General features: G+C 61.4%; 14 protein-coding genes. 8 read left to right on the top strand and 6 right to left on the bottom strand.

All coding sequences use genetic code 11. The annotated features are described in order from the left end of the window. Positions 1 to 16 precede the first annotated feature (16 nt). Positions 17 to 724 (bottom strand): Crp/Fnr family transcriptional regulator, encoded by a 708-nt coding sequence (locus AC1DYF_RS06035; protein WP_477875783.1) that lies wholly within the window; start codon positions 722 to 724, stop codon positions 17 to 19. 469 nt (positions 725 to 1193) lie between these two features. On the opposite strand from AC1DYF_RS06035, the gene bcsA reads away from it, so the two are divergent. The 5 genes from bcsA to AC1DYF_RS06010 all read left to right on the top strand — a co-directional run bounded on the left by bcsA (position 1194) and on the right by AC1DYF_RS06010 (position 9653). Next, positions 1194 to 3455, top strand: coding sequence for a UDP-forming cellulose synthase catalytic subunit (gene bcsA / locus AC1DYF_RS06030; RefSeq protein WP_477875782.1), 2262 nt, complete (start codon positions 1194 to 1196; stop codon positions 3453 to 3455). Next, on the top strand, positions 3448 to 5793 hold the full coding sequence (locus tag AC1DYF_RS06025) for a cellulose biosynthesis cyclic di-GMP-binding regulatory protein BcsB (protein ID WP_477875781.1): 2346 nt from the start codon (positions 3448 to 3450) through the stop codon (positions 5791 to 5793). Before bcsA ends, AC1DYF_RS06025 begins: the two co-directional genes overlap by 8 nt. Continuing rightward, positions 5790 to 8039: a tetratricopeptide repeat protein gene (locus AC1DYF_RS06020; protein ID WP_477875780.1), complete on the top strand. Its 2250-nt coding sequence runs from the start codon at positions 5790 to 5792 to the stop codon at positions 8037 to 8039. The genes AC1DYF_RS06025 and AC1DYF_RS06020 overlap by 4 nt, the downstream gene beginning before the upstream one ends. A gap of 49 nt (positions 8040 to 8088) precedes the next feature. Beyond that, positions 8089 to 9006: a cellulose biosynthesis protein BcsN gene (gene bcsN, locus AC1DYF_RS06015; protein ID WP_477875882.1), complete on the top strand. Its 918-nt coding sequence runs from the start codon at positions 8089 to 8091 to the stop codon at positions 9004 to 9006. Between the two features lie 134 nt (positions 9007 to 9140). Beyond that, positions 9141 to 9653: a nuclear transport factor 2 family protein gene (locus tag AC1DYF_RS06010; protein WP_477875779.1), complete on the top strand. Its 513-nt coding sequence runs from the start codon at positions 9141 to 9143 to the stop codon at positions 9651 to 9653. A gap of 21 nt (positions 9654 to 9674) precedes the next feature. Here AC1DYF_RS06010 and AC1DYF_RS06005 read toward each other — a convergent pair whose 3' ends face one another. Then, positions 9675 to 10568: a fatty acid desaturase family protein gene (locus tag AC1DYF_RS06005; protein WP_477875778.1), complete on the bottom strand. Its 894-nt coding sequence runs from the start codon at positions 10566 to 10568 to the stop codon at positions 9675 to 9677. A 107-nt stretch (positions 10569 to 10675) separates the two neighbouring features. Between AC1DYF_RS06005 and AC1DYF_RS06000 the strand changes: the two genes are divergently transcribed. Then, on the top strand, positions 10676 to 11245 hold the full coding sequence (locus AC1DYF_RS06000; RefSeq protein ID WP_477875777.1) for a LysR family transcriptional regulator: 570 nt from the start codon (positions 10676 to 10678) through the stop codon (positions 11243 to 11245). Positions 11246 to 11252: 7 nt separating this feature from the next. Beyond that, positions 11253 to 11615, top strand: a complete 363-nt coding sequence (locus AC1DYF_RS05995) for a LysR substrate-binding domain-containing protein (RefSeq protein ID WP_477875776.1) — start codon at positions 11253 to 11255, stop codon at positions 11613 to 11615. Positions 11616 to 11679: 64 nt separating this feature from the next. Here the strand turns inward: AC1DYF_RS05995 and AC1DYF_RS05990 are convergent, their stop codons facing one another. After that, positions 11680 to 12147 (bottom strand): MarR family winged helix-turn-helix transcriptional regulator, encoded by a 468-nt coding sequence (locus AC1DYF_RS05990; protein WP_477875775.1) that lies wholly within the window; start codon positions 12145 to 12147, stop codon positions 11680 to 11682. An 81-nt stretch (positions 12148 to 12228) separates the two neighbouring features. On the opposite strand from AC1DYF_RS05990, the gene AC1DYF_RS05985 reads away from it, so the two are divergent. Next, complete coding sequence (locus tag AC1DYF_RS05985) at positions 12229 to 13437, top strand: FAD-dependent oxidoreductase (RefSeq protein WP_477875774.1); 1209 nt, start codon at positions 12229 to 12231, stop codon at positions 13435 to 13437. 22 nt (positions 13438 to 13459) lie between these two features. Here the strand turns inward: AC1DYF_RS05985 and AC1DYF_RS05980 are convergent, their stop codons facing one another. The 3 genes from AC1DYF_RS05980 to AC1DYF_RS05970 form a co-directional block, all read right to left on the bottom strand. Next, positions 13460 to 14893 carry an MJ1477/TM1410 family putative glycoside hydrolase gene (locus tag AC1DYF_RS05980; RefSeq protein ID WP_477875773.1) on the bottom strand — a complete coding sequence of 478 codons (1434 nt, stop codon included), beginning with the start codon at positions 14891 to 14893 and terminating at the stop codon, positions 13460 to 13462. A 39-nt stretch (positions 14894 to 14932) separates the two neighbouring features. Continuing rightward, complete coding sequence (gene tam / locus AC1DYF_RS05975) at positions 14933 to 15703, bottom strand: trans-aconitate 2-methyltransferase (protein ID WP_477875772.1); 771 nt, start codon at positions 15701 to 15703, stop codon at positions 14933 to 14935. Between the two features lie 97 nt (positions 15704 to 15800). Then, a complete protein-coding gene (locus tag AC1DYF_RS05970) occupies positions 15801 to 17225 on the bottom strand; it encodes an aldehyde dehydrogenase family protein (protein ID WP_477875771.1) in 1425 nt (474 codons plus the stop codon). Positions 17226 to 17240: the final 15 nt, after the last annotated feature.

Raw genomic sequence — 17240 nt, 5'->3', positions numbered from 1 at the left:
AATGCGCTGTGTCCCACTATTCGTCATCCGGTTCGGCAAGTTTCATCAGCCGCCCGACATCGCAATCGATCACGCCGCCCTGGCGTTTGATCGCGCCGTGCTCTTCGAGCGACAGGATCGAGCGGTTGATCTTCGGGCGGCTGGCGCCGAGAATGCCGGCGATCTCCGTCTGGCTGAGTGCGATCTGCAGGTTGGCATGGTCCGGCAAGTCCTCCTCGCCATGGATTTGCTTGAGCGTGGCAAGAAAGAAGCGGGCGACGCGGGAATCGAGATCGTAGAGCGCGATCGTCTCGAGCTGGTCGGTCGTCTCGCGCAGGCGCCGGCAGAGATAACCCATCACCGCTTCCGCGGCGTCGGGATTGCGGGTGATCAGCGCCATGAATTCGCTCTTGCCGATGACATAGCCTTCGGTCGCTACTGTCGCGGTGGCATCGGCCGAGCGCGGAGCGCCGTCGAGCACCGCCATCTCTCCCATCAGCGTGCCCGGTTCGAGATGGCGCAACGACAATTCCTTGCCCTGCGAGGTGATCAGCGACAATTTGATCCGGCCGTCCGTGACGAGGATCATATAGTTGCCCTCATCGCCGCGCTGGAAGATGACCGTGCCCGCCGGCCAGCGCCGCCATTGCGCCAGGCCGGCCACCTCGGCGATCAATTCCTTGGAAAATTCCTCGAAGATCGGAAAAGATCGCCAGAAGGCGACGCTCTTGTTGATCTCTGCCATGCCCGTGTCCCCGTTATGCAGCCCGTTGTCTGCCGCCGCTGGCTGCGCACGTTATAGCAAGTGTTCGAAAAGTTAAGAGCGATAATCCTGCTGTCGCTCGGATGAATGATCGCAGGGTCAAATTTGCCGGCGGCGCAAGCAGGCCATGCTCGCATTTGTCGCCGAGTCGAATGCCGCGGCCAGGTTCGCAGTCGAGAGTCGAGATTGAATCTATCCGCTAAAGTGACACCCAAGACCAAGCAAAGTTTCCAATGGAAGCATGGCCGCAGCAGGTTCGACTTTGTATATTAGGAGATCGTGCCAGATCGTCACGGGTATTATCCCTTTGTTCACCAATGATTGTTCTTTCCGGCCCGCTGCATTCCCGAAGCGCTGAATTTAGCATTTACGCAAGGTTCTCCAACCTAGGATCGCCCGTCTCAAACTGGGACTTCGCCGTCATGAGGACGGCGGAGCCAACGGGGTGTACATGGTGCGATTTCTGACTTCAGTCCTGGCGCTGCTGATGGGTCTGGCCGGTTTGGCGCTGATCTTGCTGCCGATCAGCCTGCAGGCGCAGCTCGTGCTGAGCTTCGGCGTGCTGGGCTTCATGTTCATCACCATGAGCCGTCCGGAAAACAAGGTTTTCCGGATGATGACCTATTTCTTCGTCGGTATCCTCGCCCTTCGCTATGCCTATTGGCGCACCGCCGACACGCTGCCGAGCATCTACGAGCCGTGGAACTTCATCCCGGGCTTCATCCTCTACCTCGCCGAAATGTACTGCCTGGCGATGCTTGCCGTGTCGCTGTTCATGCTCGCCGATCCGCTGAAGCGCTCGACGCCGCCATTCCCACCGATCGACGAACTGCCGACCGTCGACGTTTTCATTCCGAGCTATAACGAAGACCCTGAACTGCTGGCCACCACGCTCGCCGCCGCCAAGGCCATGGTCTACCCGAAGAGCAAGCTGCATGTCTTCCTGCTCGACGACGGCGGCACGGACGCCAAGCGCAATCACCGCGACCCGCGCATCGCCATGGCCGCCATCCGCCGCCATGAGCAGTTGAAAGCACTTTGCGAGAGCATGGATGTGATCTACCACGCCCGCAGGGAAAACAGTCATGCCAAGGCCGGCAACCTCAACGAAGGCCTGAAGATTTCCTCCGGCGAACTCGTCGTGGTGTTCGACGCCGACCATGCGCCGGTGCGCGACTTCCTGCGCGAGACCGTCGGCTTCTTCAAGGAACACAAGAAGCTTTTCCTGGTCCAGACGCCGCACTACTTCCTCAATCCCGATCCCCTGGAAAAGAACCTCCAGACATTCGCACGCATGCCGTCCGAGAACGAAATGTTCTATTCGATCATGCAGCGCGGCCTGGACAAGTGGAATGCCTCCTTCTTCTGCGGCTCGGCCGCGGTGCTGTCGCGCAAGGCGCTGGAGACGACGAACGGTTTTTCCGGCCAGTCGATCACCGAGGACTGCGAAACGGCGCTGGCGCTGCATAGCCAGGGCTGGCATTCGATCTATGTCGACAAGCCGCTGATTGCCGGCCTGCAGCCGGAAACCTTCGTCTCCTTCATCGGCCAGCGCGCCCGCTGGTGCCAGGGCATGCTGCAGATCCTGATCCTCAATCGGCCGTTCCTGGCCAAGGGTCTGACGCTGCCGCAGCGCATCTGCTACGCCGGCATCAACCTCTTCTGGCTGTTTCCGCTGTCGCGGCTGGCCTTCATGTTTTCGCCGCTGCTCTACATCTTCTTTTCGCTGGAAGTGTTCCGCTCCAACATCATTGAGTTCGCTTCCTATGCGGTGACCTATCTCGTCGCCTCCTTCGCCATGCAGAACTACCTTTATGGCAAGGTGCGCTGGCCCTGGGTCTCCGAGCTCTATGAATATGTGCAGTCGGTGATGCTATTCGGCTCGATCATCTCGGTGGTGCGCAATCCGCGCAAGCCGACCTTCAATGTCACCGCCAAGGGCCAGACGCTCGACAAGTCGGGCATGAGCCCGATCGCCAAGCCCTATTTCGCCATCTTCTTCATCCTGCTCGTCGCTGCCGTCTATTCCGTCTGGCGCTACTTCACCGAGCCGCTCTCCGGCGAACTGCTGCTGATCGTCGCCAGCTGGAACCTGATCAATCTGGCGCTTGCCGGCGCCGCGCTCGGCGTGCTTGCCGAACGCCGCGAACTGCGCCGCAACCAGCGCCTGCCGATCAAGCGCAACGGACTGATGCGCATCGAGGGCAAGCTGCATTCGGTCATCGTCCAGGATGCGTCGAGTGGTGGCGTGTCGATCGAGTTCCTTGATGGCGAACCGGAGGCCACGGCCGGCCAACCGCTCAACGCCACGCTGGAGTTGCGCCGCGGCGGCAATATCCTGCAGGCCGACATGGTGCTGCGCGGCGTCCGCCGCACGGCATCGAGTGCCGCTTTCGGCTTCGCCTATCGCGAACGCACGCCGTCGACCTTCGCCGTCATCGCCGATCTTATGTATTCGGATCAGGCCGTGCTGCAGGATCGCCTCAACCGCCGCCAGGTACGGCTCGGTTATTTCGCCGGCACGCTGCGATTTGCCCTCTGGACGTTTACGGAGACTTTCCGCGCGCTCACCTATGCGCTCGGCTGGATCCGCGAGGAGGAATTTGCCTCCGAGCCGGATGCGCCGATCCAGGTCAAGGCCAATGGCGCGACCATTCCGGGCGTCAATCCCGACCTGCCTGCCATGCTGACCGGAGGTGCCGGCCATGTCTAAATCCTCTCTCCGCGGCCTGCTGCTCGCCGCCTCCTTTCTCGTTACGCCCGCTGCCATGGCCGAAAGTCTGCTCGTGCCGAGCGACGATGGTGCCAAGGCGACGGCCACGATCACCGATCCGGTTCCGTCCATGCAGCCGGCCGACTTAAAAACACCGGCCTCCAGCCATGACAGGTTGATTCCGTTTGCAGAGCCGACGTCCAGCTTCACCTTGAGCGGCGAAAGCGACGCCCAGGAATTCACCTTCCGGCTCGATGCGACGCAGGCCGGCCGCGGCGGCAAGCTGGTGCTCGCTTATCAGAACGCGGTCTCCGTATTGCCGGACAATGGGGTGATGAGCGTCGAGGTCAACGGCAAGCCGGCCGGCGATTTTCCGATCGTCTCGCCGTTCGACTTCATCAAACAGGCGGTGCCGGTCTCCACCAAGCTTTTGCGCGAAGGCACCAATCGGGTGCGCATCTCCGTCGCCCAGCATCACCGCGTCGATTGCTCGCTGGACGCCACCTATGAACTGTGGACGAAGTTGAATCCGGCAATGTCCGGCTTCCAGGCGCCGTCGGCCGTGCAGTCCTTCGCCGCTTTCGATGACCTCAATTCCATCGRCCGGATGGATGACGGCGCCACGGAGCTCAGGCTGGTGCTGCCGGCACATGCCGATGCCGATATGCTCAATGCCGCCTCCGGCATCGTCCAGGCGCTGTCGCTTTATCTCGGTCGCGATGACATCCGCATCACGGTGGCCGACCAGCCGGGCGAGGGGCCTGGCATCGATCTTTATGCCGGCGTGTACGGCGTCGATCCGGCCAATGCCGGTGGTCAAAAGGCCTATGCCGATGCGCCCTATGGCGTGACCGTCAAGCCATCCGCCGATCCGCAACGCGCCGCTGTCATTTTCCGCGCCGCCGACGTCGAGCAATTGCGGCAGCTTTTGCTCAGTACCGTGCGTGGCCCGATGGCCCCAGGCCTGAAGGCCGGGCGCGAGGAACAGCGTGCCGGTACCATCAAGGTGGCGGCGGGCCAGGATTTCAGCCTGCGCGATGCGGGCGTCCGTTCGATCAGTTTTGCCGGACGGCTGTTGCGGACGCATTTTAATATCGTCATGCCGGCGGACTTTTATGCCGCCGAATATGGAACGTTCAATCTGAAGCTGGATGCCGCCACCGCACCGGGTCTCAATCAGAGCTCGCAGATGCTGGTGCGGGTGAACGACAAGATCGTCAATTCCTTCCCTTTCAGGAACACGGACGGTCAGAGCTTCAACGGCAAGCTGATCGAACTGCCGCTCCGCGCCTTCCGGCCCGGCGTCAACAAGATCGAGATGCTCGCCGAAGTGCCAGATGCCGCCGACAAGGCTTGTTCGCCGACCGGCCGCGACGATGCCAAAGCGCGTTACGTCCTGCTCGACACCACGACATTCTCGGTGCCGCCGCTCGCCCGCGTCACGCGCCTGCCGGATCTCGCCGCACTGTCCGGCAATGCCTATCCTTACGGGGCCGGCAAGCCGTTCAATATCTATCTGCGTGGCGCCGATAGCCATTCGGCAAGTGCGGCCATGACGGTGCTCGCCAAGCTGGCAATGGCCTCGGGAGCGCCGGTGAACGGCAATTTCCGCCCCGACACCACCGGCGTTATGACCGAAGGCGACGCCCTGGTGATTTCGTCCAATCCGACCGAAGCGCAGGACTATTCCCGCAAGACCAACAGATTGGCGGCGAGCGCATTCCCCGTCGATAGCGATGCCGCCGCGCTGATGACCGCGGACATGGGCAGGACGGCAGCCATTGCAGTCGACCCGCATCGCGACGACGGCAGCAACGACCTGATCCAGGCCTTCGAGAACGCCAATGCCCATAGTGACGTGCAGCGCTCATGGACGGCGCAGCTCAAGTCGATCGTTGCATCGGCATCCGCGCAGTTCCGCAGCTGGCTGCAATATGACGATAGCCGGCCGGAGCAGACCTCCCAGGCCAACGCGCTGCTGATGATCCGCCAGTCCGAGCGCGACGACGGCAGTCTGCTCACCGAAATCCGCGCCGGCTCCGGCGATGATCTCTCCAAGGGCATTCGTCAGCTCACCGACAATGCGGTGTGGAGCCAGCTGGATGGCGGCACTGCCTTCATCGACGCGAGCTCGATGGCGCTGGTCGACCTGCCGGGGCAGAAGCAGCACTTCGTCGAAGTGACCGAGCAAAGCTTGGGCAACTATCGCCGCATCGCCGCAGCCTGGCTCTCCGACAATTTCCAGATTTATGTCGTGCTGGTGATCGCGCTGGTCGGCTTCTTTGCCGCCTGGCTGGGCAAGGTCGTGCAGCGCAAGGGTGTGAGGACCGCGCCATGAGACGGATCGTTCCCATCGCCGCATCGCTGCTGGCCCTCACTTGCGCTTCCGCGCATGCTGAAGATCCGGTGATGCTGCTGACCCAGCACGACCAGGTCGCCCAGATCATCCGCCAGGCCGATCCGGCCCGAACCGATCCGGCATTGGATGGCAAGAAGGACGCGACCGAACCGTTGATCCGGCCCGCCCGGGTCATCGTCGAAACCACCGACAAAGCCAAGCCGGCGGCGACGGCGGTCAAGGGACCGGACAAGGTCGAGCTTGCCGCGATCTATTACTACGCCCAACAGAAGCAGGATCAGCGCGTCAAGGCTGAATATGAGCGGCTGAAGGTCAAATATCCCGACTTCCAGATGCCCGCCGACCTCTACAAGCCGAAGGTCGAGCGGGAAGACGAGCACCTGCTCTGGGCGCTCTACAACAAGAATGATGTCGCCGGCGTCGAGCAGGAAATCGCCCGTCGCAAAGCCGCCGATCCCAATTGGCAGGCGACGGACGATTTTGTCGCAAAATTCGCGCGCAAGAAATTGCGCAGTGCGGTCACCTCCTTCCACAATTCGAAGAACTGGGCCTCGGTGATCGCCGCCGGCGCCGCACTCAATCCCGAAGCCGAGAAGGAAGTCGACCTCCTCTGGGATATGATCGACGCCTATTCGGCGACCAACAACAAGGAGGCGCTCGGCCGCTTCTATCGCGGCATCCTGTTCCGCGATCAGGCCAATGCGCTGCCCAAGTCGGTGATCGTCGCGACGATCCAGAAGGCGACGCGTGATTTTGCGCCGGACGATATCCGCGCGGTCATGGCGCAGTTCGCCGCCGATCCGGAAATCATGGCCGGGCTCTCCAACGTCTCCGTCGACCTGATCCGTAAGGAAGTGGCCGACTTCAACACCGATGACAGCCGCACGGCGCCTTTGGCCGGCGACGACATCAACGCGCTGCGCACCGCGGCCGGCGGCAAGGAAGCAACGGTCTCGGATTTTTCGCTGCTCGGCTGGTACTATCTCAAGGTCAAGCAGCCGGCTGAGGCAGGCGCCTGGTTCCGCCGTGCTTTGGAGAAAGAACAGGATATCGATCACGCCAAGGGTCTTTACCTGGCGCTGGTACAGCAGAACCGCCAGGGCGAGGCCTATGACCTGGCGCTGAAATATCATGGTGCCCTGGCCGCCGATCCCGTGTTCCTGATGAACGCGCTCGCCGAGCGCTTCGCCAAGCCCAATACCGGTACGATCGACGCCAACGCAGTCCAGGCCTATGCCGGCACGATCCTGTCGACCAAGAGCGCCCCGCATGCCGAGATCCTCGCCTGGTATGCCTATAATTCCGGCCAGTACGAGGCAGCGCGGGCCTGGTTCAGCAAATCCTTCGACTGGAAGCCGGAAGCGGCGAGCCTAAAGGGTCTGGCACTGTCGGAAGGCCAGCTCGGCGATCGGGACGCGCTTGTCGCCCTCTATCAGAGCTATGGCGCGAAATATCCCGAGATCTGGGCCGACATCCATCTCAGCAAGGGCGGCCGCAGGAAACCCTCGGCGGCACGGGTCAACCCGATCGACAAGATGCAGGTCGGCGCCGTCGATCAGCAGAGTACTGCGGCAAAACCTGATTTTCTCCGAGACGATCAGCAGCCGGTGCGCAAGCCCGTGCGCCACAAGCGCCCGGCGAATGACGATTCATCATCCTCGTCCGTGCCATCCAGCAACGCCTCCGGCTATCTGTCCCCCAAGCGCGATGGCGCCTGTATCGGTGCACTTTCCGGCCGGCTTTCGCCCGACGCGTCACTGGCCAAGGGCTGGTGCCTGCTCGGCCTGAAGCGCACGACCGAGGCCAAAAACGCCTTCTCCGCGGCACTTGCCGGCGGCGGCAAGACCAGGGCCGACGCCGCCTATGGCCTGGCACTGACATTGCTGCGCGCCAAGATGACGGGCGACGCGGAATCGGTGGTTGCGCTCTATCCGCTGACGCCGGCGCGCGACAAGGAGATCAAGCTGGAAATCTACTGGCAGAAGGCGCGTTCCGCTTTCGACCAGAAGCAATACCAGCAGACGCTCAATGCGCTCAATGCTCGTCTGGCGCTGATGCCGGAGCCTGCCGACATGACGCAGCTGCGCGCCTGGTCACACTACAATCTCGGCCATATCGACGAGGCACATCAGATCTTCGAACGGCTGGCAGCCTATACCGACGATCCCGGCGTGCGCCGCGGGCTTGCGGCGACGAGCGGCCAGACCCCAACGGTTCCGGATTGATCGAATGAATGATAGGACAAAACCTGTGCGGAGCAGAGCGTTGAAAACCGTGAGCAGCCTCAGCCTTCTCCTCGCTTTGGCCTCCTGCACGGCTGCGACGACCGATCCCTACCTGACCACCCAGGCAGTGTCGCCCGATGTGGCGCCTTCGGTGACGGATGTGTCGGCGGATTTCGCCGCCGCCTATCTGCCGGGCTTTGCCGGCGCCATCCAGTCGGTGCGGCAGACGGTGTCCAACAATTCGCTGCACCAGGAAATCGTCTATGCCAACCAGACGTCGCTGTCCGGCGAGAACGTGCTGACCATCGACATCGGCGCGCCGGAAGACGCCACCTTCCTGCGTCCGCCCAGTGCGTGGCGCATCAAGAACGACATGCGCCAGGCGCTGCCGGGCATCCCCATGACGATCAGCCCGATCATTGCCGACAATGCCAGTGGTACCTACGGCTATGCGACCGCCGCGGTCGGCCAGGGCGCCTGCCTCTATGCCTGGCAATATGTCAAGCAGGTGACCCCTGCCGATTCGACCGGCTTCGCCAAATTGACCCGCCGCCATCTCGCCGCGACGATTCGCCTGCGCTACTGCCACCCCGCCATCGCGGCCGATCGCATTCACGTGCTGATGGATGGGCTCAAGCTGAAGGACATGAACAGCCAGACGATCGACATGCTGCGCTTTGCCGCCGGCACCGCCCATGTCGACCAGCCGCCGGCCGTGGTCACCGCCGAACCGGTGGTGCGCCGGCCGAAAGTCGTGCGTCACACTGCGTCGAACGACGAGGATTGGCGGCAGCCACAGAAGGCCAGTGCCAAAACGGCAACCAACCCGTCCTTTATCGACAATGCGGCATCCGTGCCGTTGCCGGAAAGCGATACGACACAACCGGTGACAGAACCGGCCAATGACGCTATGTCACAAGACCAGACAAAGATTGACCATGCAACGACGGTGCCAATCCCGCAATAGTGTATACTGACTCAGTTTCGACATCGTTTTGCCGAATATTCGCGGAACTGTACCGTTACCTTTCCGTTGAGGAAAACGAGAGGATTGTCGTTTTGAAACAGTCGGGCTGGTTCAGCAGAATCGTTCGTGAAGTGATGCGCATTGTCGGAGGCCACGAGCAATCGAGGCATCTGGCCTGGGAAAACGTGCATTCGGGACGGCCTTATCCGGACCGCGCCGATGCCTACCGCGTGCCGCGCGTACCGGCACAGACGCAGCGTGTCGAGGATGCCTTGGCAAACGAGGAAAACGTGCAGCTTGCCTGCGCCTGCTACCAGGCCTTTATCGACAAGGACCGGGCGGCGATCGAATCCTTGCTGGACGAGGATTTCCATTTCACCAGCCCCTACGACAACCGAATCGATCGCAAGACCTATTTCGACCGTTGCTGGCCGCAGAGCGAACGGATTTCCGGCTTCGATTTCGTCCATCTTGCCGCCGACGGCGATAGCGTCTTCATCACCTATGAGGCAGAGGAAATCAACGGCACGCGCTTCCGCAACACGGAGGTGATGACCATCCGCAACGGCCGGATTCGTGAAGTCGAAGTCTATTTCGGCTGGAGCGTGCCGCATCAGGCACGGCGCGGCGGGTTCTTGGGACGATAAACGCCGCGGTCGATCGCGGCTTCAGCTCTTCAAGCCTTCGACATATTTCACATTGAACCTGATATAGCCGTCCTCGATCTCCTTGAGATGCGCTTCGATCACGTCATGGAACTCCGGCAGCCGATAGAACGGCACGCCCGGATAGGAATGATGCTCGGCGTGATAGGGCATGTTCCAGGCGAGCTTGCGCACCAGCCAGGTCGTCTTGGTCGTGCGCGTATTCTCCAGCATATTGGCAACGAGGGGGCAGCGCCCATGCTCGGCGAGCAGATAAAGCCGAAGGAAAGGCTGGCCGACCACTGCCGGCAACAGCCACACCCAGACAAGCACGGCGGTGTGAAACCAGACGGACAGAACCAGCAGAGCCGCATAGAGCGCGATTATCACCCGCGTCTCGTCCCGCACCTTGGGATAGCCCTTGGGCGGGATATAGGTAGCCCGATTGCGGTCGCGGGCGTTGAGCAGCAGGCCGGAGAAAGCACCCCACCAGATCGGCAGACCCGAGACATGCTTGACATATTGCCATACCGTCTCCGGCTTGGCCGACGCCAGTTCCGGATCGTTGTCGGGATCCTGCGTGTAACGGTGATGGGCAAAATGGAAATAACGGAACCAGGCGGGCGGCAGAAACAGCAGGAAGCCTGAGACCCAGGCAGCAAGCTCGTTGATCCAAGGCGTCCGGAACGGCGTCTGATGCACTGCCTCGTGCAGCAGTGTGAACAGGAAAACGATGAGCACGCCCTGCGGCAGCATCAGCACCCACCAGAAGGGCACGTGCGCGGCGATCAGGACACCGAGCAGCACGATCAGTCCCCAATGAACGGCAAGATGCGCCAACCCGGCATAGTCCGATTTTTCGGTCAGCCGTTGGCGCAGTTCGGGGGTAAGTGAGGCGATGATGTCGCGGTGATCCATGATGCGCTCGATTGTTTTCCGATATTGACGACGGTAATCAAAACCAAAACTTTTTAATAGCGAGATTTTCTGATATGCGAGAAAGGAAAACTTTCGGATTATTGTCCATGGATATGACGCCATCGCTACGCGGTCTTCAGGCATTCGATGCTGCTGCGCGAACGGGCAGCTTCGCCACGGCGGCTCTCGAATTGAGCGTATCGCCAGCCGCCATCAGCCAGTTGGTGCGTATGCTGGAGGAGCAGCTTGGTCGCAAGCTGTTTCATCGGCAGAACCGTCGCATCACGTTGACGGAGGCCGGCCGAGAGGCGCTTCCACGCCTGACGGCAGCGTTTGAAGAAATTCGCAGTGTCTCCAGCGTCTTGCGCGGCGGCGTCGCCCGCCCGTCGCTGACCGTGTCGGTGCCGCCATCGATGCTTGCCGGATGGCTGCCGGCGCAGTTTGCCGATTTTGCCGCGACGCATGGCGTCGTCGACGTGTCGATGCGAGGCGAGGACGATCCCGTCTCCTTCGAGCGCGACAGGATAGATATCAGGCTTTCCTATGGCCGATTCCATTATCCAGGCCACGTTACGCAGGAGCTTGCGACGGATGCGGTCTATCCGGTCTGCTCCAGGCGTCTGCTCGCCGAACTCGGTTCGCTTGCGAGTGCTTGCGAGTGCTTGCGCTTTGCTTGATGCGCCGTTGATTCACACTGACTGGGGGCCGGTTGCCGCAGCCTATCCCTCGTGGTCGACCTGGTTCGAGGTGCAGGGGCTGCCGCCCAATCCGCGCATACGCCATGGCCTGACGGTCAACAGCTCACGCGCGGCACTCGATCTGGCGGAGCATGGTCTGGGCATTGCGCTGGGGCAGGGCATCTATGTCGCACCGCTTTTGGACGAGGGCAGGCTGGCTGTGGCGATGAACATATCGCATCGACTGAGCCAACCCTATTGCCTGACGGTCCTGGAGCAGAGCGCCCGCAAACCGGTCGTCGGCCTGTTTCGCGACTGGCTGTCGCGGCGCTGTATCGCTGCGATCGAGCATCCTGGGTTTGGCCCGTAGATCGCATCGTCCCGGCTGCGAAGGAGACGATGATCCGCGGCACTAACCGACGATGGTTTCATAGTCACGTCTGGTCTTGCTTGCGAGCCAAATCTTCGGTGAACTTTTGTTGCAGCTCGATGCTCTGCGCCAGCACGCGCTGCAAAAGCTGAAGCTCGGTCTCGGTGAAACTGGCCAGCATCGAGGCGCCGGCTTCGGCGACGGGTCCGTAGACTTCGGCCGTCAATTGCTCGGTTTTCTCGGCGGTTTCGATCAATACCTTGCGCCTGTCTCCTTCGTCGCGCCGGCGGCGGACGAAACCGCGGCGCTCCAGCCTGTCAATCAGTGCGGTGACCGCCGGCGGCGTCAGATTGATCTCCTGGGCGATACGACTGGCGGTCTGGGGGCCGTGAAACAGAAAGCTCAGGCAGAGACGCTCCGAAATGTTCAGGTCGTAGATTTTCCCGACCATTTCGTCGAATTTCTGCGTCGCGTCCTGCCATCGCATGATCATGCGCCCGATGGCGTCGATCAGCTGGTTTCGATCCGTCATTGACATATTAATTCCATGATCTAATAGTTAGATGACTTTAAGTAATTTTATGAGTCCCCAATCATGGAGATAAATTTGATCATGGCAAGCATGGAGCTTCGGAATCGGCGGGTAGCCATTGTCGGTGCGGGAATAGCAGGACTTGCGCTGGCTGTTGCGCTCAGCCGCAAAGGCTGTCGCCCTCTCGTCATGGAGCAGCGCGAGAGGGAGAGCCTCGGCATGGACGGGCTGTTTCTGACCCTGGCGCCGAATGGCATGAACGCGCTCAAAGCCCTGGGCCTCGATCAAGCCATCATCGACGTCGGCGTGACGATGAGCGGGCTGACGCTGTTCAACGAAGCGGGCAAGCAACTTGGCATCATCGACTATTCCCGAAATCAAAGCGATTTCGGTGCCTCTTCCGTCACCGTCCGGCGCGGCGCAATCGTCCAGGTCCTGCTCGATGCAGCGCTTGGGCTTGGCGTCGAGATCAGATTCGGATCCAGGATCGCTCTGACACGCAAGACGTCTGCCGGCTTCACGCTCAAGATCGACCAGGAAGAGCAGGCCTTCGATGCGATCATTGCTTGCGACGGCCTGCGCTCGACGGTCCGGCGGATGGCATTTCCAGATGCTCCCGAGCCGGCCTATACCGGTCTGATCGGCACAGGCGGTGTCGTGGACGGCGAGGCGATAGCGCCGACGCATGGACAGATGAACATGGTCTTCGGTCGCCAGGCATTCTTCGGCTATATCCGGGACGAGGGCGGGCCGACTTTCTGGTTCAATACCTATGCGGCTGACGACCTCAGGGGCGGCAGCAACTGGGACAGCCGCGCGGAAGCCGCCAGGATCGCAGCGATGCACCGGGGCGACCCGCTCGACATCCCGGAAATCGTCAAGGACCTGACCGCCATCGATCGCAACTACCCGATCTACGACATGCCCGCACTGCCTCGCTGGTGGAGCGACAATGTGTTGTTGATCGGCGATGCTGCGCACGCGGTGGCGCCGCATTCCGGCCAAGGCGCCTCGATGGCGCTTGAGGATGCGATCGTCCTGTCGGAATGTCTTGCAAACGATCCAATACCGCACGCTTTCCAGCGCTTCGAAAGCCTGCGGCGTGACCGGACAGCGCAGGCGATCAAGCTCGGGCGCCGCAGCGGTTCGACCAAGAAGGCCGAAAGCTGGCTGTCGCGACGCATCCGCGACTGGCTTCTTCCCCTGTTCCTGCCGATGAGCGGGCGGATGCAGGCGCAACTCTTCCGCCACCGTGTCGATCTCAATCCACTCGCTATGCCGGAACGCTGAAGCTGGACTGCCGCCCGGACCTTCAGATGACCAGGAAGTCCGTCTCCGACACGTTCAGATTGGCAGCGATGGTTGCGAACTGGACAGCTTTGCCGCTGGCCGAGCCGTCTTCGTCGTAGAACAACGCACCCGTCGTTGCGTCATAAACGATGTGGACATGCGTATCGGAGGCTGCACTTCCCGTCTCGAACGCATCATCAGCGAGTTTGCCTTTGGCGAGCGTGGTGAAAATGGCGTGGTCGAGCACGATCTTGTCCTCGCCCACGACAAAATCCTTGATCGTATCGATATTGCCGGCGCCCAGTTTCGTGTCGAAAACGAACTGGTCGCTGCCCTTGCCGCCCGTCAGCGTGTCATTGCCCAGGCCGCCATTGAGCTTGTCGTCGCCATCTCGGCCATTGACCGTGTCATTCCCGGCAAGTGCTGCGATCGTGTCGGCAACGTTCGAGCCGTGCAGCTTGTCACTCCCGGGGGTCGGCCGGATATAGGTCGGGCTGCCGTCGAAGGGGCTGCCAAGCGAGTCGAGATCGCGGCTCGGCGCGGCATAGGGAATGAAGCCGTCCTTGAGCGCCAGCTTCTCGAACTCGGCCACTTTCTTCGGATCGTTGAGATAATCGACGACATAGACCGGCTTGCCGTTGTCGAGGAAGTCGTGCTTGAGAATGTTGATCGTCTGCTTATCGGGGTGCAAACGATTGTTTTCGTCCTTGTTGCCGCGGAAATAGAGATCTTCGACGCCGATGCCGCCGATCGCGTTCAGATAGGCTTCCTTGCGTGCCTTGTCACTGCCGAGGTCTTCGAGAATCCATTCGCCGTTCTGCGGGATGACGAAGAAATCCGGATTGGTCTCGCGTGCATGCGCCGTCATGTCGACGACGAAATCGACCATGCGCTCGGCCGCCTGCTTGTCATTCTTCGGATCACCCGGCTCCTGATCCTTGGCTGAGACTTCGCTGCCCCAGAAATAATAAGCGTCGATAATGTCGAGATAGGCGGCGTCGAAACCGGCCTTGACGATGCCGTCGAGCTCGCCCGTGCCCTTGTCGTTGTAGATGATGTTCTGCCAGTCGGACTCCCAGTAGCGTACCTTGCGCGATTCCGGCCAGTCGGGATTGGTCGGGCCGAGAAAGTCCGGCGCGTCGTCGGTCAGCTTGCCGCTTGCCTTGCCGTTGGTGGTCCAGTCCTTGTCCCAGAAGTCGCGAAAATCGTCGGCTTCGCCGATCGACAGATAGGAGGCAGCGAGCGTGCGTCCGCCCATCCCGTCCTTGATCTGGCTAAGCTCGTCGGACGTGAAGCGGGTCGCGTCGCTGCCGTTATGGGTGGCGTCGATGACCATGAGGTCATAGGTCGCGGAGGCTAGGTCGCCCGTGTTGAGCGGTCGGCCGTTCAGCCCCTGCAACTCATAGCCCCAATTGCTGACGGAGACAGGGCCGGTCGAGGTTTTGTATTTGATCATCATTATTCCATTTTGAAGATCGATATCGTTCAGTCCACCCTACTGTTTCACCGCGATGATGAACAGTCGCGGGAAACGGAACAGCGTCTTGCCATCGGCAAGTTTGGGATAGGCCTTATCGAGTCGCGCCTGATAAGCCGTGAGGAAATCGCCTTGTTGCTCCGGAGCGACGCGGGCGAGATAGGGCATGAGACCCGTGCTCTTGACCCATTCGACAATCCCCGCAGCACCGTCCATCGGGTGATTGTAGATCGTGTGCCAGATGTCGAGCCGGGCCGATTTTCCGATCAGCCGGCTGTAATAATCTGATGTCGTGGGCATGTCGGCGCGGCGGGCCGAGCTTGCGGCGAAAGCAGAACTCCACGGTCCGTCATGGGCGGTTTCCTCCATCAGGAGGTGGCTGGGTTCGTTGCGATTGTCGGGCATTTGCACCGCCAGCACGCCGCCTGGCGCCAGTGCGTCCATCAGCCGGTCGAAGATGTCGACATGATGAGGCAGCCATTGGAAGACGGCGTTGGCGAACAGCAGGTCCTGCGGCTCAGAGGGATGCCAGATCGCAAGATCGGCCTGCTCGAAGTGTGTGCCGGGCAGGCGCTTGCGAGCTGCGTCGAGCATGTTGTCGTCGCTGTCGAGGCCGGAAATGCCAGCCGCCCCCCAGCGCTCGATAAGAAGTTCGGTGGAATTGCCCGGCCCGCAGCCGAGGTCGATGCCGCGTGTCACCTCGTCGAGCGGCACCTGTGCAAGCAGGTCACGCGCCGGGCGCGTGCGCTGATCCTCGAACTTGACATATTGAGTGGGAGACCAGGCCATCGCGCGACTCCTTTGCAAGTTGTTGGCTTCGTCTCCCATGCTCTGTAACGGCGGTCAAGCGCGCCGTCGGACACCATGACGTCTTGGTAAAAGTTGCCTATACCGCAAATGCCCCCAGCAACGACTTCGGCTCCAGATAGGCCTCCAGCCCGAAACTGCCGAATTCACGGCCGATGCCGGACTGCTTGAAGCCACCGAACGGTGCCTGCGGCTCCAGATAGCTGCCGTTGATCTGCACGCGGCCCGCCTGCAATTGCGAGGCGACCTCGACGGCATGCCGGTGATCGGCGCCGATGACCATGGCCTGCAGGCCATAGTCGGTCTCATTGGCGATGGCGATCGCCTCGGCCTCGTCGCGATAGCTGATGATCGACAGCACCGGTCCGAAGATCTCTTCGCGGGCGATCGCCATGTCGTTGGTGACATGGGTGAACACCGTCGGTTTGACGAAATAGCCATCCAATCCCTCCGGCTTGCCTTCTCCGCCGGCGAGCAGGGTGGCGCCGCATTCGGTGCCGATGCGGATATAGCGCTGCACCCGCTCCCATTGTTTCTGGCTGACCATCGGCCCGACCCTGACTTCGGGATCGCTGGGGTCGCCGACCTTCACGGCTTCGACGGCAGCCTTGGCCAGATGATTGAACTCTTCGAGCCTGCCCTCGTGGACCAGGATACGCGTACCGGCAATGCAGGCCTGGCCCGAATTGTTGAAACCAGCCTGAACCGCGAGCGGGATCGCCTTTTCGAGATCGGCGTCGGGCAGGATCACGGTCGGCGACTTGCCGCCGAGTTCCAGTGTCACCCGCTTCAACGTATCAGCCGCGTTGCGCATGATCGTCTTGCCGACCACGGTTGAGCCGGTGAAGGAGATTTTGGCGATATCGCGGCTGCGCGTCAGTTCGTCGCCCACCACATCGCCGCGGCCGTTGACGAGATTGAACAGGCCCTTCGGCAAGCCGGCGGCATGAATGGCCTCAAGCACGACCTGGGTCTGGATGGCGCTCATTTCGGAGGGCTTGACCACGACCGAGCAGCCTGCGGCGAGCGCGGTGGCGAATTTCGAGCAGATGAAGCCGGCATTGGAATTCCACGGCGTGATCAGCGCCGCCACGCCCACCGGCTCCATCACCACTTCGGCCTGGCCGACGCGGCGGGTGAGCGGATAGTCTTCGAGYACCTGTGCTGCGTTGGCAAAGGCCGAAGCCGCGTAAGGTGCACTGAAGGAGCGGAAATAGTCGGGCGCGCCATATTCCTCGCGCATGGCTTCGGCAATGTCCTTTTCCCGCGCCGACACGGCAGCATGCAATCGCTTCAACAGGTCGATCCGTTCGGCCACCGTGGTTTTCGAAGACACCGCGAAGGCCCGCCTGGCTGCCGCGATTGCCCGGCGTGCATCCTCGACATCACCGAGCCGAACCGTGCCGATCACCTTGGCTGTCGTCGGGTTGTAGAGCTCGAACAGGCCCTCGCCATGTGGCGTGACGAATTCCCCGTCGATATAGATCTTGTCGATGCTTCTCATGGGTATTGCTCCTGG

Source organism: Rhizobium sp. P2_G9 (assembly GCF_056403475.1).
This window is presented reverse-complemented; position numbering and strand designations above follow the sequence as displayed.